Annotated in this window: 22 protein-coding genes; 13 read left to right on the top strand and 9 right to left on the bottom strand. The window is 65.6% G+C overall.

Annotated features, from left to right (window positions below; all coding sequences use genetic code 11):
- The first annotated feature begins 182 nt into the window (after positions 1-182).
- The 4 genes from QUG01_RS08835 to QUG01_RS08850 all read left to right on the top strand — a co-directional run bounded on the left by QUG01_RS08835 (position 183) and on the right by QUG01_RS08850 (position 5,037).
- Complete coding sequence (locus QUG01_RS08835; protein WP_500829801.1) at positions 183-941, top strand: substrate-binding periplasmic protein; 759 nt, start codon at positions 183-185, stop codon at positions 939-941.
- A gap of 264 nt (positions 942-1,205) precedes the next feature.
- Positions 1,206-2,585 carry an argininosuccinate lyase gene (gene argH, locus QUG01_RS08840; RefSeq protein ID WP_500829802.1) on the top strand — a complete coding sequence of 460 codons (1,380 nt, stop codon included), beginning with the start codon at positions 1,206-1,208 and terminating at the stop codon, positions 2,583-2,585.
- Positions 2,586-2,716: 131 nt separating this feature from the next.
- Entirely contained in the window at positions 2,717-4,279 is a 1,563-nt protein-coding gene (locus QUG01_RS08845; protein ID WP_500829803.1) for an EAL domain-containing protein, read from the top strand.
- 62 nt (positions 4,280-4,341) lie between these two features.
- Positions 4,342-5,037, top strand: coding sequence for an aspartate/glutamate racemase family protein (locus QUG01_RS08850; protein ID WP_500829804.1), 696 nt, complete (start codon positions 4,342-4,344; stop codon positions 5,035-5,037).
- Here the strand turns inward: QUG01_RS08850 and QUG01_RS08855 are convergent.
- Positions 5,034-5,942, bottom strand: a complete 909-nt coding sequence (locus QUG01_RS08855) for a cupin domain-containing protein (protein WP_500829805.1) — start codon at positions 5,940-5,942, stop codon at positions 5,034-5,036. The two genes, QUG01_RS08850 and QUG01_RS08855, sit on opposite strands and share 4 nt — an antisense overlap.
- Positions 5,943-6,045: 103 nt before the next feature.
- Here QUG01_RS08855 and QUG01_RS08860 point away from each other — a divergent pair, with 103 nt between their 5' ends.
- Together QUG01_RS08860 and QUG01_RS08865 are read left to right on the top strand one after the other, a co-directional pair.
- The gene (locus QUG01_RS08860) at positions 6,046-7,056 is read left to right on the top strand and encodes a zinc-dependent alcohol dehydrogenase family protein (RefSeq protein WP_500829806.1); all 1,011 of its coding nucleotides are present in this window, start codon (positions 6,046-6,048) and stop codon (positions 7,054-7,056) included.
- A 195-nt stretch (positions 7,057-7,251) separates the two neighbouring features.
- Entirely contained in the window at positions 7,252-8,019 is a 768-nt protein-coding gene (locus QUG01_RS08865) for a DeoR/GlpR family DNA-binding transcription regulator (protein WP_043613317.1), read from the top strand.
- 135 nt (positions 8,020-8,154) lie between these two features.
- Here the strand turns inward: QUG01_RS08865 and QUG01_RS08870 are convergent, their stop codons facing one another.
- Positions 8,155-9,039 (bottom strand): LysR family transcriptional regulator, encoded by an 885-nt coding sequence (locus tag QUG01_RS08870; RefSeq protein WP_500829807.1) that lies wholly within the window; start codon positions 9,037-9,039, stop codon positions 8,155-8,157.
- A 110-nt stretch (positions 9,040-9,149) separates the two neighbouring features.
- Between QUG01_RS08870 and QUG01_RS08875 the strand changes: the two genes are divergently transcribed.
- The 4 genes from QUG01_RS08875 (at position 9,150) to QUG01_RS08890 (ending at position 13,364) form a co-directional block, all read left to right on the top strand.
- Positions 9,150-10,325 (top strand): serine hydrolase domain-containing protein, encoded by a 1,176-nt coding sequence (locus QUG01_RS08875; RefSeq protein WP_500829808.1) that lies wholly within the window; start codon positions 9,150-9,152, stop codon positions 10,323-10,325.
- Positions 10,325-11,494, top strand: coding sequence for an MFS transporter (locus QUG01_RS08880; RefSeq protein ID WP_500829809.1), 1,170 nt, complete (start codon positions 10,325-10,327; stop codon positions 11,492-11,494). The genes QUG01_RS08875 and QUG01_RS08880 overlap by 1 nt, the downstream gene beginning before the upstream one ends.
- Positions 11,495-11,849: 355 nt before the next feature.
- Positions 11,850-12,254 (top strand): hypothetical protein, encoded by a 405-nt coding sequence (locus QUG01_RS08885; RefSeq protein WP_500829810.1) that lies wholly within the window; start codon positions 11,850-11,852, stop codon positions 12,252-12,254.
- Positions 12,255-12,563: 309 nt separating this feature from the next.
- The gene (locus QUG01_RS08890; protein ID WP_500829811.1) at positions 12,564-13,364 is read left to right on the top strand and encodes a hypothetical protein; all 801 of its coding nucleotides are present in this window, start codon (positions 12,564-12,566) and stop codon (positions 13,362-13,364) included.
- Positions 13,365-13,658: 294 nt separating this feature from the next.
- On the opposite strand, the gene QUG01_RS08895 is transcribed toward QUG01_RS08890, so the two are convergent.
- Genes QUG01_RS08895 through QUG01_RS08915 form a run of 5 tightly spaced genes read right to left on the bottom strand, consistent with a single transcriptional unit; the run spans position 13,659 to position 18,339 of the window.
- Complete coding sequence (locus QUG01_RS08895; RefSeq protein ID WP_500829812.1) at positions 13,659-14,435, bottom strand: EAL domain-containing protein; 777 nt, start codon at positions 14,433-14,435, stop codon at positions 13,659-13,661.
- A gap of 60 nt (positions 14,436-14,495) precedes the next feature.
- Positions 14,496-15,260, bottom strand: coding sequence for a DeoR/GlpR family DNA-binding transcription regulator (locus QUG01_RS08900; protein WP_500829813.1), 765 nt, complete (start codon positions 15,258-15,260; stop codon positions 14,496-14,498).
- 44 nt (positions 15,261-15,304) lie between these two features.
- Complete coding sequence (locus QUG01_RS08905; RefSeq protein ID WP_500829814.1) at positions 15,305-16,396, bottom strand: NAD(P)/FAD-dependent oxidoreductase; 1,092 nt, start codon at positions 16,394-16,396, stop codon at positions 15,305-15,307.
- A gap of 9 nt (positions 16,397-16,405) precedes the next feature.
- A complete protein-coding gene (locus QUG01_RS08910) occupies positions 16,406-16,918 on the bottom strand; it encodes a GNAT family N-acetyltransferase (RefSeq protein ID WP_500829815.1) in 513 nt (170 codons plus the stop codon).
- Positions 16,915-18,339 carry an aminotransferase-like domain-containing protein gene (locus tag QUG01_RS08915; protein WP_500829816.1) on the bottom strand — a complete coding sequence of 475 codons (1,425 nt, stop codon included), beginning with the start codon at positions 18,337-18,339 and terminating at the stop codon, positions 16,915-16,917. Before QUG01_RS08915 ends, QUG01_RS08910 begins: the two co-directional genes overlap by 4 nt.
- 119 nt (positions 18,340-18,458) lie before the next feature.
- On the opposite strand from QUG01_RS08915, the gene QUG01_RS08920 reads away from it, so the two are divergent.
- The 3 genes from QUG01_RS08920 (at position 18,459) to QUG01_RS08930 (ending at position 22,652) form a co-directional block, all read left to right on the top strand.
- Positions 18,459-19,676, top strand: coding sequence for a benzoate/H(+) symporter BenE family transporter (locus QUG01_RS08920; RefSeq protein WP_500829817.1), 1,218 nt, complete (start codon positions 18,459-18,461; stop codon positions 19,674-19,676).
- A 98-nt stretch (positions 19,677-19,774) separates the two neighbouring features.
- Entirely contained in the window at positions 19,775-21,163 is a 1,389-nt protein-coding gene (locus QUG01_RS08925) for an aminopeptidase P family protein (RefSeq protein WP_500829818.1), read from the top strand.
- Positions 21,164-21,383: 220 nt separating this feature from the next.
- Complete coding sequence (locus QUG01_RS08930; protein ID WP_500829819.1) at positions 21,384-22,652, top strand: MgtC/SapB family protein; 1,269 nt, start codon at positions 21,384-21,386, stop codon at positions 22,650-22,652.
- A 52-nt stretch (positions 22,653-22,704) separates the two neighbouring features.
- On the opposite strand, the gene QUG01_RS08935 is transcribed toward QUG01_RS08930, so the two are convergent.
- Positions 22,705-23,217 (bottom strand): DUF2878 family protein, encoded by a 513-nt coding sequence (locus tag QUG01_RS08935; protein ID WP_500829820.1) that lies wholly within the window; start codon positions 23,215-23,217, stop codon positions 22,705-22,707.
- On the bottom strand, positions 23,207-26,920 hold the full coding sequence (metH, locus tag QUG01_RS08940; RefSeq protein ID WP_500829821.1) for a methionine synthase: 3,714 nt from the start codon (positions 26,918-26,920) through the stop codon (positions 23,207-23,209). Before metH ends, QUG01_RS08935 begins: the two co-directional genes overlap by 11 nt.
- Positions 26,921-26,935: the final 15 nt, after the last annotated feature.

Genomic DNA, 26,935 nt, shown 5'->3' on the forward strand with positions numbered 1-26,935 from the left:
TACATACTGACACTTTTTTTAAATTTTATAAATATCAATTCCTTACAAAAATCTTTCCTGTCGCAGCATTTCAATAGCACGCGACATTTTTACAACATGGCGATGCGGTATGCGCTGACAAAGTCGGTACTGCTGATGATTAACAGATAGGATTGCTGAAAACATTTCCAAGCAAAACCACCGTGAAGAAACTGACCGCCCTGTTGCTGTTCGTTCTGCCCGCCTCGGCGCTGGCAGCCGCGCCGGCTGCCCCGCAAACGCTGGTTTTCGCCTACAACGCGTTTGCGCCCTGGAAAACATTCGACAGCCAAGGCCAGCCGACCGGTCCGTACACCGATATCGTGCGCGAGCTGGCGCGGCGCATGCATCTCTCGCTGCGTTTCCTGCCTTGCCCGTTGTCGCGCTGTCTGGCGGCCATGCAGAATGGCAAGGCTGACCTGATGATAGGCGTGCAGAACACGCCGCAACGGGCGCGCTATCTGGATTTCCTGGATCCGCCGTTCGCCAACGACAACCGGCTGGCGTTGTATCAGCGCAGCGGCGACAGCCGCGACATCAGCCATTACGCCGACCTACTGCCCTTGACGGTGGGCGTGGTGGAGGGCGTGCAGTACCAGCCGCAATTCGACGCCGATAGCCGCATCCGCCGCGATGCCGGGCCGACGGTGGAATCGAGCTTCCGCAAGCTGGTGGCAGGCCGCATCGATGTGCTGATAGACAATGAGCAGCAAAGCGCGCTGCTGGCGTCCAACGAGGAATTCGCCGGCCGGGTGCAGCGCGCGCGGCTGACGCTGGATAATCCCCATCCCAACCGTCTGGCCCTGGCGCGCCATTCTCCATTGCAGCCGGAAAAAGCCGAATTTGAACACACGCTGCGCGCCATGCTGGCCGACGGCACCATCTCCCGCCTGCTGGCGGTGGGACAAGCGCGGACTCGCTAGGGGCTGTTGACGTTTGGTGGGCGGTCGCGCCGGGATGCGTTTTGCGACGAATCGAGGCGTTTCGCGCGCCGCATAGTCATTCTCTGCCAGCGCGGAACAACGAAGAGTCGGCGCGAAAGGCGCCCGGCCCTGCGGGTTTGGCGTAGCTCAAACGCGATCCACTCACCAAACGTCAACAGCCCCTAGGCAAAATCCGCACTGGCCGCGCGCGGTGGCGGCTGGCATAGTAGGGTCTTTGCACGATCACCAGTGGGACGCAACGCCATGCAAGACCAACACGCCTGGTCCGGCCGCTTTTCCGAGCCGGTTTCCGAACTCGTCAAGCACTACACCGCCTCCATCGGCTTCGACTACCGCCTGGCCGAAGTCGACATCGAAGGCTCGCTCGCCCACGCCGCGATGCTGAACCGATCCGGCGTGCTCAGCGACGCCGACCTGGAAGCGATCCGACGAGGCATGGCCGAAATCCGCGCCGAAATCCGCGCCGGCCAGCTGGAATGGAGCGTCGATCTGGAAGACGTGCACATGAACATCGAGCGCCGGCTGACCGACCGCATCGGCGACGCCGGCAAGCGCCTGCACACCGGCCGCAGCCGCAACGACCAGGTGGCCACCGACATCCGGCTGTGGCTGCGCGGCGAGATCGACGCCACCGCCGGCCTGCTGGCGGAGCTGCAGCAGAGCCTGCTGGATCTGGCCGAGCAGCACGCCGCCACCGTGATGCCAGGCTTCACCCACCTGCAGGTGGCGCAGCCGGTGACCTTCGGCCATCATCTGCTGGCTTACGTGGAGATGCTGGCGCGCGACGCCGAGCGGATGCAGGACTGTCGCAAGCGGGTCAATCGCCTGCCCTTGGGCGCGGCGGCATTGGCCGGCACCACCTACCCGATAGACCGCCACTACACCGCTGGCCTGCTGGGCTTCGACGACGTTTGCCACAACTCGCTGGACGCGGTGTCCGACCGCGACTTCGCCATCGAATTCACCGCTGCGGCGTCCTTGGTCATGCTCCACCTGTCGCGACTGTCAGAAGAGCTGATCCTGTGGATGAGCCCGCGCGTCGGCTTCATCGACATCGCCGACCGCTTCTGCACCGGCTCGTCCATCATGCCGCAGAAGAAGAACCCGGACGTGCCGGAGCTGGTGCGCGGCAAATCCGGCCGCGTGGTGGGCCACCTGATCGCGCTGATCACGCTGATGAAGGCGCAGCCCTTGGCTTACAACAAGGACAATCAGGAAGACAAGGAACCCTTGTTCGACACCGTGGACACGCTGCAGACCACGCTGCGCATCTACGCCGACATGATGCGCGGCGTGACGGTGAAGCCGGAGGCGATGCGCGCCGCCGTGCTGCAGGGTTACGCCACCGCCACCGACCTGGCCGACTACCTGGTGAAAAAAGGCCTGCCTTTCCGCGACAGCCACGAAGTGGTGGCGCTGGCGGTGCGCCATGCCGAACAGCAGGGCGTCGATCTGTCCGAGCTGGCGCTGCCGGTGCTGCAGGGCTTCAGTGCGCTGATCGCCGAAGATGTCTATACCGTATTGACGCCGGAAGGCAGTTTGGCGCAGCGCGACCACGTCGGCGGCACCGCGCCGACCCAGGTAAGAGCGCAGATCGCACGCCACCGCGCACGGCTGGCATAAGCCCGCCCCGCGTCCGCCAAACCCTCCGCCCGGAGGGTTTTTGCATTTCTGGTTTAATATAAAACGCTTATTTAAAACCAAATTGCGGCGGACCAGGCCTTGAGGACGGGGGGTCCTGTCGCGGAGACGCGATGAATCCCTTGCATCCACGCCGCCAACACCGCGTGTCGCATCTGCTGGCCAGCCTGCTGGTCAGCGCGCTGCCCTTGCTGGCCATCATTCCCACCCTGATATGGCAGGAAAAGCAGGATCTGCGGCGCCAGGCCGAGCAACAGGTGACGCAGGCCCAAATCCAGCTGGACGAGATCCTCGATCAGGCACAGCAGGCAAGCCGCGCCATTCTGCCGCTAGCCGGCGCACCCTGCGCAGACGCCGAACAGGAGCTGCGCCGCCAGGCCACCATCGTGCCCTTCGTGCGCAGCACCGCGCTGCTGCGCGATGATGCGATCTATTGCACCTCGCTATCGGGTCTCATTTCCAACCCCAAGCCATATAACACCCCATTCGTCGCCGGCACCTTGCGGCTGCTGCCCGGCAACCGCACCACGCCCGATGTGCCGGTGCTGCATTTCCGGCTGCGCGGCGAGCATGGCGATGCGCTGTCGGCAGTGGACGGCCGCTACCTGCAACTGGCCTTGCAGGACGCCAGCGACGAGGGCCCGGTCTACCTGATCGTGGGCACGCGCTGGCTGGGCCCGCACAAAACCGGCGACGGCCAGCCGCCGCATCCCACCCAGATCCAGGCGCAGCGCCATTCCACGCGCTACCCGTATTCGGTTTCCACCGGCTACGCGCTGCCCGCCGGCCACTGGGTGCTGTGGCAACATCATGCCGCGCTGCTATTGGTCGTGGCGGCGCTGAGCTTGTTGGCCGGCGGCACGCTGTATCGGCTGCTAGGGCGGCCGGCCTCGCCCACCGAGGAGCTGCTGCGCGCGCTGGACAACGAGGAATTCGAAGGCTTCCTGCAGCCTATCGTCCGGCCCAGGCAGGCCGGCTGGCAGGGGGCGGAGGTATTGATGCGCTGGCGCCATCCGCGCGAAGGGCTGATCCGTCCCGACCTGTTCATCCCGCGCGCCGAGGAGAGCGGGATGATCGTGCCGATGACGCGCAGCATGATGAACCGGCTGCTGCGGCAACTGGCCGCGCTGCGGCTGCCGGACGGCTTCCATCTGGGGCTGAACATCAGCCGCGCCCATCTGGACGACCCGCGTTTCTACAGCGACTGCGAAGCCTGGCAGCGCGCGCTGGCCGGCTGCGGCGCGACGCTGACGCTGGAGCTGACCGAACGCGAGATCATTACCATCACACCGAAAGTGGAGGCCTTGTTCCGCCAGCTGCATGCGCTGGGCATCACCATCGCGCTGGACGATTTCGGCACCGGCCACTCCAGCCTGGTGTATCTGCAGCAGCTGGCGGTGGACGGACTGAAGATAGACCAGAGCTTCGTCGCCGGCATCGGCAGCGACGGGCTATCGGCCCACATCGTGGACAGCGTGGCCGAACTGGCGGCCAAGCTGGGTCTGGAGACGGTGGCAGAAGGGGTGGAAACCGCCGAGCAGTTCGACTACCTGTGCCAGCTCGGCGTCGGCTGGCTGCAGGGCTACTACATCGCCAAACCGATGCCGCTGGATGCCTTCATCCGCCGGCTGCGCGCCGGCGACACCTGGAACGGGCATGGGACATTGTCATTTTAGTGACTGATGCGTAGACTGCGCCGGTTGGCGCCGGCATGCGGCGCCGCCAGACTGGCAGAATCATGACAGCAAAAACCATAGGCATCGCCGGCGTGACCGTGCCCGGCGCCGTCGATTGCCTCTCCAAGATCCATCGTCTGTGCGCAGACCGCTTTCCCGCCCATCATCACCCGCGCTTTGTGCTGGACCAGCCGGATTTCGGCATCGTGCACCAAGCCCAGGACGACGACCGCTGGGATAAGGTGGCCGACTCCATCGTCGGCTCGCTGCAACGCCTGGCCGGCGCCGGCGCCGAACTGGCGGTGATCCCCGCCAACACCGTGCACTTGGTGATGGACGACATCCGCGCCCGCTCGCCCATCCCGCTGATCAGCATGCTAGACGTGGTGGCCGACGCCTGCGCGGCGCGCGGCCTGAAACGAGTGGCGATACTCGGCACGCGCTGGACCATGGCGCGCCGGTTGTACCAGGCGCCGCTCGCCGCCCGCGGCATAGCGGAAGTGATCCCCGACGAAGCGCAGCAGGCCATCATCCAGCGCGCGATTTTCTCCGAACTGGTGCCCACCGGCCGCGCCAGCGACGAAACGCTGGCCGCGCTGCTGCAAGTGGTGCAGTCCATGCAGGCCCAGGGTTGCGATGGCGTGGCGCTGGCCTGCACCGAACTGCCCTTGGTGCTGAACGACGCCAATTGCGGCATGCCGGCCATCGACACCACGCTGACGCTGGCAGCGGCTGCGCTGGCCGCAGCCTGCGGCTAATCTGCCGCCGCCCGCCGGTATTCTCCCGGCGGCATCCCGGTCAGCCGCTTGAACGCGCGCTGGAAGGCGGCGTCGCTGTCGTAGCCGACGCGCGCCGCCACTTCAGCCAGAGGCAGCCGGCTCTCGCGCAGCAAGCCGCGCGCGCGGTCGATGCGCCAGGCCGTCAGATGATTCAGCGGCGTGTCGCCCACCCGTTGGCGGAAATGACGGGCGAAGGCGGAACGAGACATGCCGGCCCGCGCGGCCATCGTCTGCAACGTCCAAGGCGCCGCCAAATCGGCATGCAGGGCGCGCAACAGCGGCGACAAGCGCGGGTCCGACAGCGCGCCCAGCCAGCCCTGGCCGCGGCCTGACAGGCAATAAATCCGCAATGCCTCGATCAGCAACACATCCACCAGCTTCTGCACCACCAGCCGCGAGCCCAGCCCCGGCTCGGCATTCTCGCGCGCAATCATCTCCAGCGCGGCCTGGAGCAAACGCGCCCGCTCGGCGTCCAGCGGCACATGCAGCACCGGCGGCAACAGCGCCATCAGCGGCGCGCCGGCGGCGGCGTCGAATACGAAACGGCCGGACACGACATCGGTTTTATCGCCCTCGCCGCCAAAGCGAATCAGCCCGGCGGTGCGGCCGGCGAAGACCTCTTCGCAAGGAACGGCCGGGCGCTGCGGCGCGTCCAGCAGGCTGAAGCGCTGGCCGCCGCTGACGATGAACAGATCGCCGGCCGACAATGCCAGCGGCTGGTCCAGTCCGGCGCCGCTGAGCCAGCAACGGCCATGGCCGACAATGCCGAAACGGGCCGACACTTGATGCGCAAAATCGATGCCCCAAGGCGCGCGCGCTTCCAGTCGCGCGTACAGCGCGCTTTCCACCCGCATGGCGGTAAACAGGTTTTCCAGCAGGTCCATGGCAGTTTGAGACGAATGGTGAAAAAGCCGGCACGGCAAGTCATTCATCATACCGCTTGCTCGCGGCAAGATGGCCGCGTTGTTTCTCAACAGGACCATTACGATGCAAAGCTACCGTTTTTCGCGCTTCGGCGCCCTCGACCATCTGCAACGGCACGACGAAGCCATGCCACAACCGGGCCGCGGCGAAGTGCTGGTCAGGGTGCGCGCCAGTTCGTTGAACTACCGCGACCTGGCGCTGCTGCACGGCCGCTATCCGATGAGCTGGCAAGATGGGTTGATTCCGCTGTCCGACGGCGCCGGCGACATCGTCGCGCTGGGCGAGGACAGCCGCCGCTTCGCCGTCGGCGACCGCGTCTGCAACGCTTTCTTCCCGGAGTGGTTCGGCGGGCCGTTCCCGCTGGCGCAGGCCGCGCGCCAGTACGGCAGCAATCTGGACGGCTGGCTGTGCCAGTACAAGGCGGTGCGCGAGGAGGCGCTGGTCCGGGTGCCGGACCATCTGAGCTACGCCGAGGCCGCCGCGCTGCCCTGCGCCGCGCTGACCGCCTGGACCGCCCTGACAGAACCCAAGCCGCTACAGGCAGGCGACACCGTACTGGTGCAAGGCAGCGGCGGCGTATCGCTGTTCGCGCTGCAATTGGCCAAGCTGATGGGCGCGCGCGTGATCGCCACCACCTCCAGCGCGGACAAGGCGCAGCGGCTGCGGGCGCTGGGCGCCGACGAGGTCATCGACTACCAGGCCACGCCGGACTGGGGCGCGCGGGCGCGGGCGCTGACCGGCGGCCTGGGCGTGGACAGGATCATCGAAGTGGGCGGCCAGGGCACGCTGGAACAATCGCTGGCCGCCATCGCGGCGGGCGGCGAGATCGCGGTGATCGGCTTTCTGGACCAGGGCGGCGCGGCGCTGGACTTCATGCGCTTCTTCATGAGCGGCGCCACGCTCAGACGCATCGCGGTCGGCCACCGCGACGGATTGGAGGCGATGCTGCGCGCCATCGGCCAGCATCGCCTGCGCCCGGTGATAGACCAAGCCTTCGCCTTCGACCAGGCGCGCGCGGCGTTTGAGCATTTCGACGCGCGCCGCCACTTCGGCAAGGTGGTGATCACGCACTAACCGCGCACACTGGCGCGAGGGCATCGCCTGCGCGCCGGTCGGCATCTGCGCCGGGAATCACGCCAAGCCCCTTGCCCAAGCGCGAGCAGCCAGTCTTGCGCTAGGACGCACATGCGGCTTTTTTTGCATCCTGCATTTGCTATTGCGGGGACAAATATGTTACTAAAGTAACGTGATTTTCGATTCCGAATAGTTATGAGCCGCTCTCCACGTCACGACAAGATTCTGCAACTGGTCCGCGAAAACGGCTTCATGCCGATCGAAGAGCTGGCCCGTCTGCTCGATGTCACGCCGCAAACCATTCGCCGCGACATCAACCAGCTGTGCGAGGCCAACCTGCTGCGCCGCTATCACGGCGGCGCCGCGCTGGGCAACAGCGTGGAGAACGAGGACTACTTTGCTCGCAAAGGAAAGTTCCAGAGCGAAAAAGCCCATATCGCGGACATGATCGCGCGCAGCATCCCGGACCACGCCTCGCTGTTCATGAGCATAGGCACCACCATTGAAGCGGTGGCGCAAGCGCTGACGGCCACGCACAAGGGCCTGCGCGTCATCACCAACAACATCCACGTCGCCTCCATCATGTCCACCAACCCGGATTTCACCGCGATGATCACTTCCGGCACGGTGCGCGCGTCCGACGGCGGCATCACCGGCGTGGCAACGCTGGACTTCATCAACCAGTTCAAGGTGGACTACGCCATCATCGGCGTCTCCGGCATCGAGCCGGACGGCTCGCTGCTGGACTTCGACTACCGCGAGGTGCGCGTGGCGCAGGCGATGATGAACAACGCCCGCCACCGCTACCTGGCCGCCGACCACAGCAAGTTCGGCCGCAACGCGCTGGTGCGCATGGGCCACATCAGCGAATTCCACACCGTATTCACCGATGCCGCGCCGCCGGAGCCGGTCACCAAGCTGCTGGAAGAACACAACGTCAGGCTGGTGCTGTCCGAGGCCTGAGCCCGCGCGGCTTGCCCTGTTTCGCGAAACCCGGCCGCTGGCCGGGTTTTCCATTTCCAGCGCGCCGCCGCCACGCCATGGCAGGAGTGGCGCGGGTTCGCCAACGGCGATGCCCGCGAAAACCTTAGCCGGCGCTCAACCCGCGAACACATGCGCCGCCATGTAGTCGATGAAGGCGCGCAGCCGCGGCGGCATGGCCGGCGTGGACGGCCAGAGCAGATACAGATTGCCGCTGCGCCGCACCTGCGGCTTGTCCAGCGCCAGCAGCGCGCCGGAGGCCAGTTCGCGGCGGATGGAGAAGTCCGGCATGCAGACTATGCCCATGCCGCGCATCGCCAGCTCGATCAGGGCTTCGCCGGTATTGCAGCTGGCGCTGACCGGCGGCGACGCCTCCTCGCCCTCGGCCAGCACCAGCGGCCAAGGCAGCAGCTTGCCGCTACTGGGGAAGCGGTAGTGCAGGCAGCGGTGCCGCGCCAGGTCCGCGGCTGAGCCCGGCGCGCCGCATTCCTCCAAATAGGCTGGAGAGGCGGCCAGCAGCATGCGGTAGCCGCCCAGCTTGCGTCCGGCCAACCGTGAATCGCCTGGCTCGCCGCCGCGCACCACCACGTCGAAACCCTCGCCTATCACGTCCACCAGCCGGTCGCTGTAATCGAGATCCAGCGCCACTTGCGGGTAAGCGCGCATGAAGCCGGCCAGATGCGACGTCAGCAGGCCGCTTTCGTGCGGCACGCCCACTTTCAGCCTGCCGCTGGGCGCGGCCAGTCCTTGCTGCAGCTCGCGCTCGGCGGCGTCCACCTCATCCAGGATGCGCTGGCAGCGCGCCAGATACTGCTGCCCCTCGGCGGTCAGCGCCAGCCGCCGGGTGCTGCGGTGAACCAGCCGCACGCCCAATCTTTGCTCCAGCCGCTGCAGACCCTTGCCCACCGCCGACGCCGACAGGCCCAGCTGCCGTCCCGCCGCCACCAGGCTGCCCTGGCGCGCCACCTGCGCGAACAGCTCGATTCCGCTCATTTTTTCCATTGTGATATCCATTACGGAATGAAATTCCGTTTTGAACGGAATGCTAACCAATTTATTCGTCATGCGCGGGCTTTTAGCATCGGTCCATCTTCTTGTTTTGGACCTGGATCATGCATATCGAAGCGACACACTCCGTGGACACTGCCGCCCTGGATCGCATGCTGGACGCCGCGCTGAACGAGGGACGGCTGATCGGCGCCGAGGCCTGGCTGGCCGTCAACGGCCAGCGCGTCTATCACCGCGCCGCCGGCTGGGCCGACCGCGAGGCTGGCGTCGCCATGCGACCAAACAGCTTGTTCCGACTAGCCTCGCTCAGCAAGCTGTACACCAGCTGCGCGGCGATCCGGCTGGCCGCGCGTGGCGTGTTGCGGCTGGATGCCGCCGTCAGCGACTACCTGCCGTATTTCACGCCGCGCCTGGCCGACGGCAGCCAACGCGCCATCACCCTGCGCCAGCTGCTGACCCACACCGCGGGGCTGGGCTACGGCTTTCTGGAGCCGGCCGGCGGCGGCGCCTATCATGCGGCCGGCGTGTCCGACGGGCTGGACCAGGCTGCCATCAGCCTGGAGGAGAATCTGCGCCGGCTCGCGGCACAGACGCTGCGGCAAGCGCCGGGCCAAGGCTGGATCTATTCGCTGGCAACGGACGTCATCGGCGCGGCGCTGGAAGCGGCCACCGGCTTGCCGCTGCCTGAGTTGGTGAGGCGGGAGGTGACGGCTCCGTTGGGTTTGGCCGATACCGCCTTCCACGCCGTCGATCCGGCCCGCCTGGGCGCGGCTTATGCCGAAACCGAGAGCGGGCCGCAACGCATGGGGCAGGCGCATCGGCTGATCCTACAGCCGGAACTCGCCGGCATCGCCTTCTCGCCGGATAGAGCGCTGGATAAGCAAGCCTATCCCTCCGGCGGCGCGGGCATGGTCGGCACGGCAGGGGACTTTCTCACATTGCTGGAGACGCTGCGCGGCGGGCGCGAAGACTGGCTGCCACGCGAGTGGCGCGATGAAATGATGCGCGACCAAATCATCGGCATCGAGATGGAAGGTTGGCCCGGCTGGGGCCACAGTCTGGCTGGCGCCGTGCTGCGCGACCCGGTAAGCGCGGGCCTGCCGGCCAGCCGCGGCAGCTGGCGCTGGCTGGGCGCCTACGGCCATAGCTGGCTGGCGGACCCGGCGCGCGGCATCAGCTTCGTGGTCTGCACCAATACCGTGCTGGAAGGCTCCGTGGGCGCGTTTAGCCAGCAATGGCTGCATGCCGTTTACGCCGCGCTGAATGGGAGGACCGCCTGATGCCCGCCGCCATCTATCTGCTGAGCCTGTGCATTTTCGCCATGGCCACCTCGGAATTCATGGTGGCCGGCATGATGCCGTCGCTGGCGGCGGCGTTCCACGCCTCGCTGGCCGAAGTGGGCAATCTGGTGTCCGCCTTCGCCGCCAGCGTGGTGGTGGGCGGGCCGCTGCTGATCTGGCGGCTGCGCGCGGCGCGGCGCAAACCGGCCTTGCTGGGCCTGCTGGCGGTGTTCCTAGCCGGCCAGCTGATCGGCGCCGCCGACAGCTACGCTCAAATGCTGGCCTCGCGCATCATTTGCGGCGTGGCGCAGTCGACCTTCTTCGGCGTGGCGCTGGCCCTGGCCGGAGAACTGGTAGGCATGGATCGCATCGCCCGCGCCGCCGGCCTGGTGCTGAACGGCCTGATGCTGGCGTCCGTCGCCGGCCTGCCCATGGCCGCGCTGCTGGACCAGCGCTGGGGCTGGCGCATGTCCTTCTGGCTGGTGGCGGGCCTGGTTGGCTTGGCCATGCTGGGCATCGCCGTCCTGACGCCGGCCGGCGCGAAGCCGGCGCGCCAGGAGGCGGCTGAGGAAATCCGCGCGCTGGCCAGGCCGGCCTTGTGGGCGGCTTACCTGTCCAGCGCGCTGATCATCGGCTCGGTGTTCGCCGTCTTCACCTATCTGGCGCCTTTGTTCCTGCAGGTCAGCGGCTTCTCCGCCGCCATGGCGCCTGTGCTGTTTGGCGTCTACGGCGTGGCCACGGTATTGGGCAATCTGGTCACCGGACGACTGGCCGACCGCCATACCCGCCGCGTGCTGCAGGGCGGCATCCTGACGCTGCTAATGGCGATGACTGCCTTGGCGCTGGGCGCGCAATGGCAGGCGCTGACCGTGGCGGCGGTGTTCCTGTTGGGCGCGGCCGGCCTGCCGATGAACCCAGCCATGGTGGCGCGGGTGGTACGGGCCGGAGGAAGCGGAGCGATGACGAACAGCCTGCACATGGCGGTGATCAATCTGGGCCTGATGTTCGGCGCCTGGGCCGGCGGCCTGTGCCTGGACGCCGGCTGGGGCCTGCGCGCGCCCTTGTGGCTGGGCGCGGCGCTGGCCTTGCTGGCTTGGCTCAGTTTGAGCCTGGATAGAGGCGGCGACAGCTGGCAGGCCAAGACCCGACCGGCGGAGGTGTCGGTTTGATGGAAGTTGGTTAATGGGTACGCCGTGAGCGGCGGATCACCCCGTGAACGGGGTATCCGCCCTACGCGAAACCATCAACCGTAGGGCGGAATCCCGGCCAAGCCGGGAGTTCCGCCAAGCCACGCTCATCTTGGCAATATCCGGGGTACGCGGTCGTCGATGTCGGCGAGGGCGGCGGCGCTGATAAGCTGCTGGGACTGCTGCCGGATGATGTCCATGAGTTGGATGTAGTCTAAACGAAAACAAGACACGCAGTGAGGTGTCCTGTCTGTTCGATGGAATCGATACCATCAACTGACAAGACGTTGTCATTTTAAAATATAATTAAGCTCCATCGTGCTTATTGGAGTTTCTAGTGAAAATTACTCTATCGAGAACAGTATTAATACTGTCTTTATTTTCCGTCACCGTTCCCACAATTGCAGTCGCCGCACCTGAATCCATTGAGTCATCCCAGCTTAAAGAATTTATAAAGCCTGACGGCTCAAAGGTTTTATTGAAACAGAGTCTGAAGAATCCTGTAGTGACGGGGATTGGAGATCCGAACTCACCATGTCCGCGCTCGATTGGCCCTTATCCGGTTAGTGGCTCGATACCTAATCAGGGTGATTATTGGATTGCATTTGGTCCTTACACTACAGCATGCAGAGGAACGCACCAGGCTGGGTTTACTGTTGGAAATATCCCTTTATCCATTAGATTCGAAAAAAAAGATTTCACCGGGAAATGGGTTCTAGTTTCAAACGGCTTTGTTGCATAACTAATTTTTGTGCCACTGTGCAGCAAGAAAGGTAGAGAAAATTGCTGACACTGGTGTGAAATTTTCCACCATAAATCTTCCACATTTTGGCATGATTTTTGAGTTATGCAACAAAGCCGTTTCAAACAGCAACTATGGTTATTTGAATGCAGTTCAGTCGGGTGGAACCTTTCGCTTCCTGATCGGAGCATATGGCCCCGCGGATCAACAAAACTGGAAATTGAATGTGACGTATCCAAGTAACTAAGTAACTTTCCCCTGTCAATTTTGACAGGGGAAAGTTAAGTTAAGACTCGCGAAGCCGATCTCATGAGAGACAACACAAACTTCCTGATCGACATGAACAACCTTCCGTCCATTCCGCTAGCTCAATCCTATGTCAGCACTAACCCTAACCTTACGGTGCGTGTTCAAAGCCCTGCGAATACCCCGGTAGTTAGCGCACCTCAATCTCAAGAGCCGACGGCGACGGCATCCTCTGGAGAATCCTCTGCCCACAATGACTACGGCATGAGCGAGAGCATGCTGCAGTTGATAAAACACTATGACGTGAAAAACATTAGCGTCGATGACTTGGTTAAACTAACGGGCTTGCTTTACAACCATGGCTCGGTAGACGCCGATTCAGCCGGCACCATAATGGCCATACAGGTGGATATTGGTAGATCCAACATCATTGATGCCAAATCATTGTTCAATGACAAAATGGACTTGGTCAATGCCGTTGTGACAACGGGAAGAATGCAGCTGGAGCATAACGCGATTGCCAGCTACCAGGGAGCGCAAAAGCTGATGCAAAAGCTATCCGCGCTTCACGATGTGCTGCAAAAAGATGATCGCATCCAAGAAGCCTCTGCAGAGGCGTTGCAGCAAGCGACTGATGACTTTAAGACCCAGGGTTGGATCTCCAGAATGCAGCAAGGAACGTCCGAAGGTCACTATGTGGACCAGGATTGGGATCGCATCTCGGGAGGCTTGCAGCGCATGGGGGTAAACTTGAGCGGCATCGCCGACTCAGACAGTCTGGATCAGAAACTCAATGCCGCCTGGCAAGCTTACCAAGCTTGGGGTCAAGCCAGCCCCCATGCTCCCCTCCACGAACAGGCTTGATCAGGTTCTCCCTGCCATAGCAGAAGGGAGAACGACAAGCCCGCGAGCTGCCTGGTCACCGATTGATGGTATGGTGTGGCACCGCTTCAAGTTGCGATATGAACCGCCCCGGGTTTCGCGGAGGCTCCCTCACTTGAGAGAATGGAGCTATGAGCAAATCCACCAAGTTTTCCCCAGCAGTCCGCGAGCGCGCTGTGCGCATGGTCTTTGACGCTAAGGATTAGTACGAGTCGCAGCCCCGTAGCGCGGGTTGGCCGCAGGCCATACCCGTGATTTCCAATAAGCCCCTGCGCCCTACAGCTGGCACGCCACCGCCAGCTCGCCCGGCCGCCCCAGGTAATAGCCCTGGTACAGCTCCACGCCCAGCGCGCGCATCGCTTCCAGCTGCTCGGCGGTTTCCACGCCTTCCACCAGCATGCGGCTGCCGATCTGCCAACCCGACTCCAGCAGCGCCGGCAGCTTTTTGGTTTCGCCCGCCATGTATTCATGCAGCAGGCTGGGATGGAGCTTGATGATGTCCGGCGACAGCTCGGTCACCTTGCCGTACGGGGCCTCCGCCGCGCCGAAGTCATCGACCGCGGTGCCGAAACCCATTTCCGCGGCATGGCGCAAGCCGTCCAGCAGGGCTTGGCCGTGGTGCTCCACCTCGCGCGCCGGCACTTCGAAAATCACCCCGCCGCAATCCAGCTCCACGCTTTGCAGCAGATTTTTCAGCAGGGGCAGGTGGGTGAGGCCTCGGTGGTCTTCCTGCACGGTGGCGGCCAGCAGGTTCAAGGTCAAGCAGGTTTCCAGGCGGCTTTGGGCAAAATTGCGGACATGGATCAGCCGCGCCAGGGTGTCGGCCAGTTGCGCCCGCTCCGGGGAAAGGCTGGCCAGGAAACGGTCCGGCGCCTGCCATTCGCCGCCCTCGTCCACCACCCGCAATAGCGCCTCATAGCCGAACAGGCTGCCGCCTTTGTAGAAAATCGGCTGAAACACGCTGAGAAAACGACAGCCATCCAGGCTGGCGCAATAGCGGCCCGAGGCATCGCGGAACAGCGTGCCGTTTTGGGCGGAAAAAGAGGGTTCCATGCCGCCCCTCCAGTTGGACGCGATGCTTCAGCATAGCAATGCCGAAAATACTTATCAGTGCTATTCGGCGATATGCAATTGCGTGCCGGCTTCCTGCATCAAGCGGGCGATGGCCGGCGGCACCGGCTTGTCGGTGAACAGCGCGGCGATCTGGGACAGCCGGCCCAGCTCCACCAGCGCCGGGCGGTCGAACTTGCTGTGATCGGCCGCCAGAAACACCTGGCGCGACTGCTGGATGATGGCTTCGGTGGTGCGCACTTCGCGGTAGTCATAATCGCGCAGCGTGCCGTCGGATTCGATGCTGGACACGCCGATGATGCCGTAGTCGACGCGGAACTGGCGGATCATCTGCACCGTCGCCTCGCCGGTCAGGCCGCGGTCGCGCTTCCTCAGCGAGCCGCCCAGCACGATCACCTCGCAGTCCGGGTAGTCGCACATCTGCTCGGCCACGTGCAGATTGTTGGTGATGACCCGCAGGCCGCGATGGCGGTGCAGCGCCTTGGCCACTTCCTCGGTGGTGGTGCCCAAGTTGATGAACAGGGACGCGTTGTCCGGGATGTGCCGCGCCAGACAGCGCGCGATGCGGCGCTTTTCCTCTATGCACAGCACCTGGCGCGCCTGGTAGGCGACGTTCTCCACGCTGGACAGCACGCTGGCGCCGCCGTGGTAGCGCTGCAGCTGCTGATGCTCGGCCAGCAAGGTGATGTCGCGGCGTATGGTCTGCCGGGTGACTTCGAAGTATTCGGCCAGCTTCTCCACGCTGACATAGCTTTCGCGCCTGACCATGTCCAGCAGCTCTTGTTGTCTTTGATTCAGGATCAGCATGCTTGTGGTTTCTCCCCTTTGCCGGCGATTGTAAGCGATTTGCTCTAATCCAGCAGCGCGGCCACGGCATCGGCGATGGCCAGGCAGCTGGTGAGGCCAGGCGATTCGATCCCGAACAGGTTGACCAGGCCCTTCGCGCCGTGGCGCGCCGGCCCCTGGATGACGAAGTCGGCATCCGGCTCGCCGGGGCCGGCGATCTTGGCGCGGATGCCCGCGTAACCGGGCGACAGCGCGCCGTCCGGCAGCTGCGGCCACCAGGCGCGCACCGCGCGGTAGAAGGCGGCCGCGCGCGCCGGATCGACGCGGTAGTCGACGCCGTCCACCCATTCCACATCCGGGCCGAAGCGCGCCTGGCCGGCGAGGTCCAAGGTCAAATGGCTGCCCAGGCCGCCGGCTTCCGGCAGCGGATAGATCAGCCGCGAGAACGGCGCGCGGCCCTGCAGCGAAAAATACACGCCGCGCGCGTAATGGGCCTGCGGAATCGCAGCGGCGGGCAGGCCGGCGATGGCGCGGGCGACATCGGGCGCGAACAGGCCGGCGGCATTGACCACGCGCTCGGCCAGCAGCTCCAGGCCGGCCACGCGCAGCACGATGCCGTCCGGCGTGACCACGCCGCTCTCCATCGGCGATGCCAGCGCCAGCTGCGCGCCGGCGGCTTCGGCATCGGCGAGCAAGGACAACATCAGCGCGTGGCTGTCCACGATGCCGGTGGACGGCGACAGCAGGGCGGCGGCGCAATCGAGCGCCGGCTCCAGCGCGCGGGCCTGGCTGGCGGACAGCCGCTGGATATCGGCCACGCCGTTGGCGCGCGCCTGCGCCTCCAGGGCACCCAGCCTGGCCAGCTGGCCGTCGCGGCTGGCGACGATCAGTTTGCCCAGGCGCGCATGCGGAATGGCGCGTTCGGCGCAGTAACGGTAGAGCAGCTCGCGCCCTTCCACGCACAGCTTGGCCTTCAGGCTGGCGGCCGGGTAATACAGGCCGGCGTGGATCACCTCGCTGTTGCGGCTGGAGGCGTGCTGGCCGACGGCTTGCTCCGCCTCGACGATCACCACCTCGCGCCCGGCCTCGGCCAGCGCCTTGGCGACGGCCAGGCCAACCACGCCGGCGCCGATGACCACGCTATCGATTCTGTCCATCGTACGGCCTCAGTCGATGACGCGCCGCAAGGCGACGCGATTGCGGAAACCGGCCGCCGCCTCGGCGCGCAGCCGCGCCGCGAGTTGGCTGCCGGCGGCGGGCGCGAAATCCTGAAAGCCATGGCGGCGATAGAATGGCGCGTTCCATGGCAAGTGGGCGAAGGTGGTCAGCGTGACGGCGGCGCAGCCATGCCGAGCGGCCTGGGCTAAAACCTGCCGCAGCAGCGCCGCGCCTATGCCGCGGCGGGCGTGGCTTGGGTCCACGTCCATTTCGGCCAGATGCAACTGGCCATCCAGCCTCTCTGCCAGCGCGAAGCCGACTGGCAGGCCGCCATCGTCCGCCACCCACAACAGGCCGGCGTCGCGGGCATCGCTCAGCATCCCGGCCGGCAGCGTGTCTTCGCTGAGCGCGGAAGGCAGGTCTTCCAGGGAGAACAGCCGCGCGGCGCGGCGCTCTATTTGCGCCAGCAGCGGCAGTTCGGCCGCCTCGGGCGGGCGGATCAGCAAACCGTCTTCTATCATGTCGTCCTCAGTTGTTCGGCGGCCAGCGCGCCCAGCCGGGCGATGGCCGCCTGTTGCGCCGCGTCCCAAGGCTGGCCGAAATTCAGCCGCAGGCAATGGCGGAAACGCGGTTCCGCCGAAAACAACATGCCCGGCGCGAAGCTGATCGATTCCTTCAGCGCCGCCTCCAGCAACCGTCCGCTGTCCAGGCCTTCCGGTCCTTCCACCCACAGCAACAGCCCGCCCTGCGGCCGCCTGAGCGCGGTGCCGCGCGGGAAGGCTGCCAGCACCGCGTCGGCTACCTGCTCCATCTGCCGCGCCAGCTGTCGGCGCAGGCGTTGGCTGATGCGGGCGTAGTCGCCGCTGGCCAGCAAATCGCTCAAGACCCCCAACAGCAGCGCCGGGCTGACCAGGCTGCTGCTGGCGCGCAGCCACTCCAAGGCCGCGTGGTGGCGGCCGCCGGACAACCAACCCAGGCGGAACGACGGCGCCAGGCTCTTGGTGAACGAGGCGCAGTAGATCACGTCGCCGTCGCGGTCCCAGGCCTTCAGCGGCGTCGGCCGCGCCTCGCCGAAATACAGCTCGCCGAACACGTCGTCCTCGATGAGGGTGACGCCATGGCGGCGCGCCAGCGCCAGCAGCCGTTTCTTGTTGTCGTCCGGCATGCGCGCGCCGGTGGGGTTCTGGTAATTGGTCACCGTCACCAGGCAGCGCACCGGCGGGCCGTACTGCAGCGCAAATTCCAAGGCCTCCAGCGACAGGCCTGCGTCCGGCGTGCACGGAATTTCCAGCGCCTTCAGTCCCAGCGCCGCCAGCGTCTGCAGCAGGCCGAAGTACACCGGCGTTTCCACCGCCACCGTGTCGCCGGGACGGGTCAAATGCCGCAAGGCCAGGCTGATGCCCTCGGTGATGCCGTTGCAGAACAGGATCTCATCCGCCTTCACCTCCATCTGCCAGCCGGCGGCCATCTGCCGCAGTTGCGCGCACAGGCGCTCATGCTGGGCGGCCGGCAGGTAGGCGCCGATCAGCTCCGGCTGACGCAGCAGCGTTTGCTGCAGCCGCCGCGCCAGCTCGGCCGCCGGGTACAGGCTGTGGTGGGCCTCGGCCATGTGCAGCTGCACCGCCACATCGGACGCCGACAACGCCACCAGCTGCGACATGCGGCTGTCCACGTCCACCAGCGTGGCCGGCGATGGCAGCGCGCGGTGGAGGGCTGCAGCTGCCGACACAGCCGGCAGGGCGGCGAAGAAACCGGCGCGCGGCCGCGCCACCACTCGCTGCTTCTGTTCCAGCCAGCGGTAGGCGGCCAGCGCGGTCAGGCTGTTGACGCCGTGGCTGGCGGCCAGCTGCCGCACCGAGGGCAGCTTGCTGCCGGGCGGGAATTCGCCGGCGTCCATTCTCGCCGCCAATTGGCGTGCTATGTCTTGGTAGATCGCTTCCATGCAACTGTTATATCAAACAGATTGCGCCGCATACAAACTGTTTACCTGGCTTGTGGGAGGACGTTGGCGGCCGGCATGGCACGCTGCCGCTATTCGTCTTGATTCAAGAAAGCCCGCTCATGAAGTTTTGGCAAACCCTGCGGCGCGACGCCGCGCCGTCCTCGGCCCTGGCCGCCGCGCTGGCCTTGCTGGTCGGTTATTCCGGCCCATTTCTGATCATCGTCCATGCCGCGCAATCGGCCGGCCTCAGCGCCGGCCAGCTCGGCTCCTGGGTGTGGGCGGTGTCCATCGGCTCCGGCGTGGCCGGCCTGTGGCTGAGCTGGCGCTGGAAGGCCCCGGTGATCACCGCCTGGAGCACGCCCGGTGCGGCGCTGCTGCTGACGGCCTTGCCCGGCGTGCCTTACCCGGAGGCGATCGGCGCCTTCCTGGCCGCGGCGGCCATCGTGACGCTGGTGGGCGCGAGCGGCCTGTTCGACCGGCTGATGGCGCTGTTTCCGCCCGCGCTGGCGGCGGCGCTGCTGGCCGGCATCCTGTTCCATTTTGTCGGCGAGGTGGTGACCGAGGCCGCGCGGCAGCTGGCATTGGTGCTGCCGATGGCGGCGCTGTTTTTTGCCGGCCGGCGCTGGTTTGGGCGCTGGGCGCTGCTGGCGGCCATCGCGCTGGGCGTGGCACTGTGCGCGGGCCAAGGACAGCTCCACGCGCCACCGGCCGGCGCGCTCTCCGGCATCGTCGGCCCAGCCTTCACCCTGCCGGCCTGGTCGTGGTCCGCTTTCATCAATCTGGCCTTGCCGCTGGCCCTGCTGGCCTTGACCAGCCAGTTCCTGCCCGGCATGGCCGTGCTGCGCACCTTTGGCTATAGCGTTCCCGCTCGCTCCCCGGTCACCGTGCTCGGCGTCGCCTCGCTGCTGACGGCGCCGTTCGGCGGCCACGGCGTGACGCTGGCCGCCATCATCGCCGCCATCTGCACCAGCCCGGAAGCGCATGCGGACCGCAGCCGCCGCTACGTGGCCGGACTGTTCTGCGGCCTGTTCTACATCGTCCTGGGCCTGGCCGGCGGCGCGCTGGCCGCCCTGGTGCTGCTGCTGCCCAAGGCGCTGGTGGTGACGGCGGCCGGGCTGGCGCTGTTCGGCACCCTGGCCTCGTCGCTGGGCGCGGCGCTGGCCGACGGCGAACACCGCGAAGCGGCGCTGCTGACCTTCGTGGTGGCGGCCTCCGGCGTCAGCATCGCCGGCCTGGGAGCGCCCTTGTGGGCCATGCTGGCCGGCGGCCTGCTGCGCTGGCTGCTGCAACCGGCCAAGCCTGCGCCTTCCAAGGCGGAAACCGCGGCCGCGCCTTGAGCCGGCGGCTGGCCGGCCGGGCCGGCGCGTGATAAGTTAGACGGCTAAATCTATCCGCAGCGGCATGCTTAGCCGCCCTGCGGCAAAAGGAGAAAAGCATGTTCGCCCCTTCCGTCTTCGCCGCGCGCCGCGCCCGCCTGCAACAGGCAAGTCTGTCCGGCCTGCTGCTGTTCGTCGGCAATGTCGACTCGCCGATGAACTACCACGACAACACTCTGCCTTTTGTGCAGGACTCCAGCTTCCGCTACTTCTTCGGCCTGAACGAGCCGGGCCTGGCCGGCGTGATCGACGCCGACAGCGGCGAAGCCACCTTGTTCGGCAATGACCCGGACGTATCCGACATCGTCTGGACCGGCCCGCTGCCCAGCTTGGCCGAACGCGCCGCCAAGGCGGCAGTCGGCCTAAGCCGCCCGTACGCCGAACTGGCCCAACTGCTGGCCGAGGCCCGCGCCGCCGGCCGCCCGGTGCGCTACCTGGCGCCGTACCGCGGCGAAACCATGATAGAGCTGGGCCGTCTGCTGGACGTGCATCCGGCCGAGGTCAAGGCCGGCTTCTGTCCCGAGCTGACCCGCGCCGTGGTGGCGCTGCGCGAGATCAAGGGCGAGGAAGAGATCGCCGAGATGGAAAACGCGCTGGGCGTGACCCACGCCATGCACATCGCGGCCATGCAAAACGCCAAGCCGGGCGTGCTGGAATACCAGGTGGTGGGCATCATGGAAGGCATCATGCGCCGCCATGACTGGCATCTGGCCTACCCGTCCATCTTCTCCAAGCGCGGCGAAGTGCTGCACAACCATGGCCACGGCAATGTGCTGCAGCAGGGGGACCTGGTGCTGAACGACACCGGCTGCGCCAGCGGCGGTGGCTACGCCAGCGACATCACCCGCACCTTCCCGGTGGGCGGCAAGTTCTCCACCCGCCAGCGCGAGTTGTACGACATCGTGCTGGAGATGCAGGAGGCCGCCATCGCCGCCATCAAACCCGGCGTCAAATACCAGGACATCCACAAACTGTCCGCCGCCGTGATGGTGGAGCGCATGGCCGAGCTGGGCTTCTTCCGCGGCGACGTCGACGCCATCGTCGAATCCGGCGCCTATGCCATCGCTTTCCCACACGGCCTGGGCCACCAGATCGGCATGGACGTGCACGATATGGAAGCGCTGGGCGAAGACCTGGTCGGTTACGGCGACGGCGCCGAGCGCAGCCCGCTGTTCGGCCTGGGCTACCTGCGCCTGGGCAAGCCGCTGAAGGCCGGCATGGTGGTGACGGTTGAGCCGGGCGTTTACTTCATTCCGGCGCTGATCGAAGCCTGGGAGAAGGAAGAACGCCACAGCGCCTTCATCAACTACGCCAAATTCCGCGAATACGCCGACTTCGGCGGCATCCGCATCGAAGACAACGTGCTGGTGACGGCAGACGGCAGCCGCGTGCTGGGCGAGCCGATTCCGAAGACGGTGGACGAGATCGAGGCGGTGATGGCGGTATAAGCGCCTGCCGCAGCCACCCCGCAGCCCGCGCCGCCAGGCGCGGGTTTTTGTTGGCCTTCTGCCGACTTATCCACACATCAAGTCCAATAGCCGATTGATCCACAGCCCGCGCGCCTGATCCGAATCAACCAGCCTGCGCGGCGACGACATCGCTGGTATACACAGCCATCCATACGGGATATCTTGAAGACAGTACCGTTTCAAACGGAAACCCCTGCCCATGCGCTATCTGGACTGGCTGCCGCCCGAGGCGACGCAAATCACCCTGGTGCTGTTCCTGGCCTTCCTGATCGGGCTGGAGCGGGAAGAGCGCAAGGCCGGCGGCGATAAATACGCTTTCGGCGGCGTGCGCACCTATCCGCTGATCGGCCTGATCGGCTATGTCATCGCCACGCTGGCGCACGGCGAATGGATGCCGGTGGCGCTCGGCTTCGCGGTGGTGGCGGCTTTCCTGCTGATGTCGTACTGGCACAAGCTCAGCGGCTCCGGCTATTCCAGCGTCACCACCGAGATGACCGGCCTGGCCACCTATCTGATCGGCGTGCTGGTCTGCCGCGAGCTGTACTGGCTGGCCGCCACGCTGACCGTGGCCAGCCTGCTGCTGCTGGAATTCAAGACGCGGCTGGAAACCCTGGCCCAACGCATCGACCCGACGGACATCCTCATCCTCACCCAGTTTCTGCTGCTGGCCGCGGTGATTCTGCCGCTGCTGCCCAATCAGGCCATGAGCCGCTTCCAGATCAATCCGTTCAACACCTGGCTGGTGGTGGTGGCGGTCAGCGCTATTTCCTATGGCAGCTATTTGCTGCAGCGGCTGCGCCAGGGGCGCGGCGGCCTGCTGCTGGCGGCGCTGGCCGGCGGCGCCTATTCGTCCACCGTCACCACGGTGGTGTTGGCGCGCCGTTCCGCCGGCGCCGCCGCGCCGCGCGAGTACGCCGGGGCCATCGTGATGGCTTCCGGCATGATGTATCTGCGGCTGATGGCCTTCCTGGCGCTGTTCAATCTCCCGCTGCTCTTGCGGCTGTGGCCGCTGTTTTCGCTATTGGCGGCGCTGGCGCTGCTGGGCGGCTGGCTGTGGTCCAAGAGCGGAGCGAACGCCGCCGTGGCCAACGAAGCCTATCAGCCGAAAAACCCGCTGGAAATCAGCACCGCCCTGCTGTTCGCGGCGCTGTTCATCGCCATGCTGGTGGCGACGCGGCTGGCGGCGCAATACCTGGGCGCGGCCGGCGTCTATACGCTGGCGGCGGTGATGGGCGTCAGCGACGTGGACCCGTTCATCATGGGCATCACCCAGTCCACGCCGCAGCTGACGCCGCTGCCGGTGGCGGCCGCGGCCATTTTGATCGCCGCCTCGGCCAATAACGTGGCCAAGGGGTGTTACGCGCTGTCGCTGGGGTCGCGCGAAGCCGGACGGCAGGCACTGTTGATGTTGCTGGCGCTGGCGGCGCTGGGGCTGGGGCTGGGGCTGGGGTCTGTTTTATGGGCGTGAAGTCCGCTTATCCACAACCATGCGACACGCTGAAACTTATCCACAGTTTCGTTCATTGAGCCGCGCGCTCTTGCAGCCGCAGGCGCAAGGTCTGCGGCAAACCTACGCCCCATAGCAAGGCCAAGATCGGCATCAATCCCCACCAGGGCAAGCCCGGCTGCAGCGCCTGCAGGCGGAAGCCGGCGTAATAGGCCGCCGGACCCGCCAGCGCGCCCAGGGCGGCAAGGAGGCGCGGCGACGGCCGCCAGGCCTGCAGCAGCCACACCCACCAGCAGGCGAAGCTGAGCCACAGCGTCATCATCCACAAGGGCAGGGTGCCGACGCCGACGAAACGCAGCAATCCGCTGGCGGCCAAGGCGAAATCCAGCGCGCCGCCGGCAGCCGCCAGCAGCAGGGCGGGCTTTCTCAGCCCGGACGGCAGCGCCTCCCAGGCCAGCAAGGCGCCGGCCAGGGTCAGCACGGCCAGATGGTCGCGGAACCACACCAGCAGCAGCCACCAGCCGTTGAAGGCCAGGCCGGCCGCGATCAGCCGGCGCCATGGCGGCGTGGCATGTTCAGGCGTCATAGCCCAGATTCGGCGCCAGATCGCGCTCGGCCTGTTCGATGCTGACGCCGCGGCGTTCGGCGTAGCTTTGCACCTGGTCCCTCTCCACCTTGCCAACGCCGAAGTAGCGCGCAGCCGGGTGGCTGAAGTAGAAGCCGGACACGGCGGCCGTCGGCAACATGGCGTAGCCTTCGGTCAAGGTCATGCCGATGGCCGGCGCGTCCAACAGCTCAAACAAGCCGGTCTTCACCGTGTGGTCCGGGCAGGCCGGATAGCCGGGGGCGGGGCGGATGCCGCGGTACTGCTCGTCTATCAGCGCCTCGTTGTCCAGATGCTCGTCGGCGGCGTAACCCCAGAATTCGCGCCGCACGCGGGCGTGCATCAACTCGGCGAAGGCCTCGGCCAGGCGGTCGGCCAGCGCCTTCAGCAGAATGGCCGAATAGTCGTCGTTGGCGTCTTCGAAACGCTTCACGTGCGGCTCGATGCCGATGCCGGCGGTGACGGCGAAGGCGCCGATATAGTCCTGCACGCCGCTGTCCCTGGGCGCGATGTAATCGGCCAGCGCCCAGTTGGCCTTGCCGTCGGTTTTGGGCAGTTGCTGGCGCAGGCCCACCCAGGTCATCAGGCTGGCGCGGTTGTCCGGGTTGCGGATTTCGATGTCGTCGTCGTTGACGCTATTGGCCGGAAACAGGCCGATCACCGCGTTGGCGGCGAGCCAGCTCTCGTCGATGATCCGCTTCAGCATGAGCTGGGCGTCTTCATACAGCGCGCGCGCCGACTCGCCGACGATCTCGTCGTGGAGAATGCGCGGGAAACGGCCAGCCAGCTCCCAGCTCTGGAAGAACGGCGTCCAGTCGATGTAGGTGGCTATCTCGGAAAGCGGGTAGTTCTCGAAGCGGCGCACGCCCAGCCATTGCGGTTTGGGCGGCGTATAGCCGGCCCAGTCGATTTTCTCTTTATTGGCGCGCGCGGCTTCCAGGCTGACCACCTTGCGGCCCGCCTTGTTGGCATGGCCCTCGCGCGCGCGCTGCTGCTCGGCGGCGTTTTCCAGCACGAAGGCGTCCTTCAGGGTGTCGGACAGCAGATTGGAGCAAACGCCGACCGCGCGGCTGGCGTCCGGCACGTACACCACCGGATGTTGGTAGTGCGGCGCGATCTTGACCGCGGTGTGCACCTTGGACGTAGTCGCCCCGCCTATCAGCAGCGGAATGTCGAAGCCCTGGCGCTGCATCTCCTTGGCCACATGGCTCATTTCTTCCAGGCTGGGGGTGATCAGGCCGGACAGGCCGATGATGTCGGCTTTATGCTCGCGCGCGGCGTCGAGTATGGTCTGGCACGGCACCATCACGCCCAGGTCGATCACCTTGTAGTTATTGCAGCGCAGCACCACGCCGACAATATTCTTGCCGATGTCGTGCACGTCGCCCTTGACCGTGGCCATGATGATCACGCCCTTGGCCGGCGCGTCGGACAGGCCCAGCGCGATCTTTTCCTCCTCAATGAACGGCTCCAGATGCGCCACCGCCGCCTTCATCACGCGGGCCGATTTCACCACCTGCGGCAAAAACATCTTGCCGGCGCCGAACAGATCGCCGACCACGTTCATGCCGTCCATCAGCGGGCCTTCGATCACGTGGATCGGCCGCGCGCACTTCAGCCGAACTTCCTCGGTGTCCTCGACGATGAAGGTGGTGATGCCCTTGACCAGCGCGTGCTCCAGCCGCTTTTCCACTGGCCAGGAACGCCAGGCCAGGTCTTCGCCTTTTTTCTCGCCGGCAGCCTCGCCCTTGAACTTCTCGGCCAGCTCGATCAGGCGTTCGGTGGCGTCGCCGCCGTCCTTGGGCTGGCGCATCAGCACCACGTCCTCGATGCGCGCGCGCAGCTCCGGATCGACCTCGTCGTACACTTCCAGCGCGCCGGCGTTGACGATGCCCATGGTCATGCCGCGCTGGATGGCGTGATACAGGAACACCGCGTGGATGGCTTCGCGCACCTTGTTGTTGCCGCGGAAACTGAACGACACATTGGACACGCCGCCGGATATCTTGGCGTGCGGCAGGTGCTGCTTGATCCAGCCGGTGGCCTCGATGAAATCCAGGCCGTAGCGGGCGTGCTCGTCGATGCCGGTGGCGACGGCGAAGATGTTCGGGTCGAAAATGATGTCTTCCGGCGGAAAACCCACCTCGTCCACCAGGATGCGATAGCTCTTGTCGCAGATCTCGATCTTGCGGGCGTAGGTATCAGCCTGGCCCTGCTCGTCAAACGCCATCACGATCACCGCCGCGCCGTAGCGGCGCAGCAAGCGCGCCTGCTCGACAAACTTGTCGCGGCCTTCCTTCATGGAGATGGAATTGACGATGCCCTTGCCCTGGATGCATTTCAGGCCGGCCTCGATCACCTCCCACTTGGACGAATCGATCATGATGGGCACGCGGGCGATGTCCGGCTCCGACGCGATCAGGTTCAGAAAGCGCACCATAGCGGCGTGGGCGTCCAGCATGCCCTCGTCCATATTGATGTCGATGACCTGGGCGCCGTTTTCCACCTGCTGCCGCGCCACGTCCAGCGCGGTGGCGTAGTCGCCGTTGAGGATCAATTTGGCGAAGGCGCGGCTGCCGGTGACGTTGGTGCGTTCGCCGACGTTGACGAACAAATCCTCGTCGCCGATGTTGAACGGCTCCAGGCCGGACAGCCGGCACTTGGGCTCGATCCGCGGCAGCGCCCGCGGCGCGAGGCCGTCCACCGCCTGGGCGATGGCGGCGATGTGTTCCGGCGTGGTGCCGCAACAACCGCCGACGATGTTGATCAGGCCCGATTCCGCCCATTCCCGCACATGCTCGCCCATCGCCTGCGGCTCCAGGTCGTAGCCGCCGAAGGCATTGGGCAGGCCGGCGTTGGCGTGCACGGACACATACGTCGCCGACACCCGCGCCAATTCCTCGACATAGGGCCGCAGCAAGTCCGGTCCCAAGGCGCAGTTCAGGCCGAAGCTCGCGGCGTTGGCGTGGGACAAGGAGTTGTAGAAGGCCTCGGCGGTCTGCCCGGTCAGCGTGCGGCCGGACTGATCGGTGATGGTGCCGGAGATCATGATCGGCAAGCGCGGGGTGTCCGGGCGCTCGTCGAAGTATTGATGGATGGCGAACACCGCCGCCTTGGCGTTCAGCGTGTCGAAGATGGTTTCCACCAAGAGCAGATCCGCGCCGCCGGCCACCAGGCCGTCTATCGCCTCGGTATAGCTTGCCACCAGTTGGTCAAAAGTGACATTTCGATAGCCGGGATCGTTGACATCCGGGCTGATGGAACAGGTGCGGTTGGTGGGACCGAGCACGCCGGCGCAGAATCGGGGCTTGGCCGGGTTGCGGGCGGTTGCCGCCACGCACAGCTCCTTGACCAGCCGTGCCGCCTCGCGGTTGATTTCCCACACCAGGCTCTCCATCCGGTAGTCGGCCATGGCGATGGAGGTGGCGTTGAAGGTATTGGTCTCGACGATGTCGGCGCCGGCGTCCAGATAGGCCTGGTGGATGCCGGCGATCACGTCGGGCCGGGTCAAGACCAGCAGGTCGTTATTGCCCTTGACATCGCAGGGCCAGTCGGCGAAACGCTCGCCTCGGTAGTCGGCCTCGGACAACTGATGGCGCTGGATCATGGTGCCCATGCCCCCATCCAGGATCAGAATGCGTTGCGACAGGTGCTGAAAAACTGGATGAGGTAATGGTTTTGTCATATCAATTGCAGCGTG

This window comes from Chromobacterium sp. CCUG 76385, from assembly GCF_059916625.1.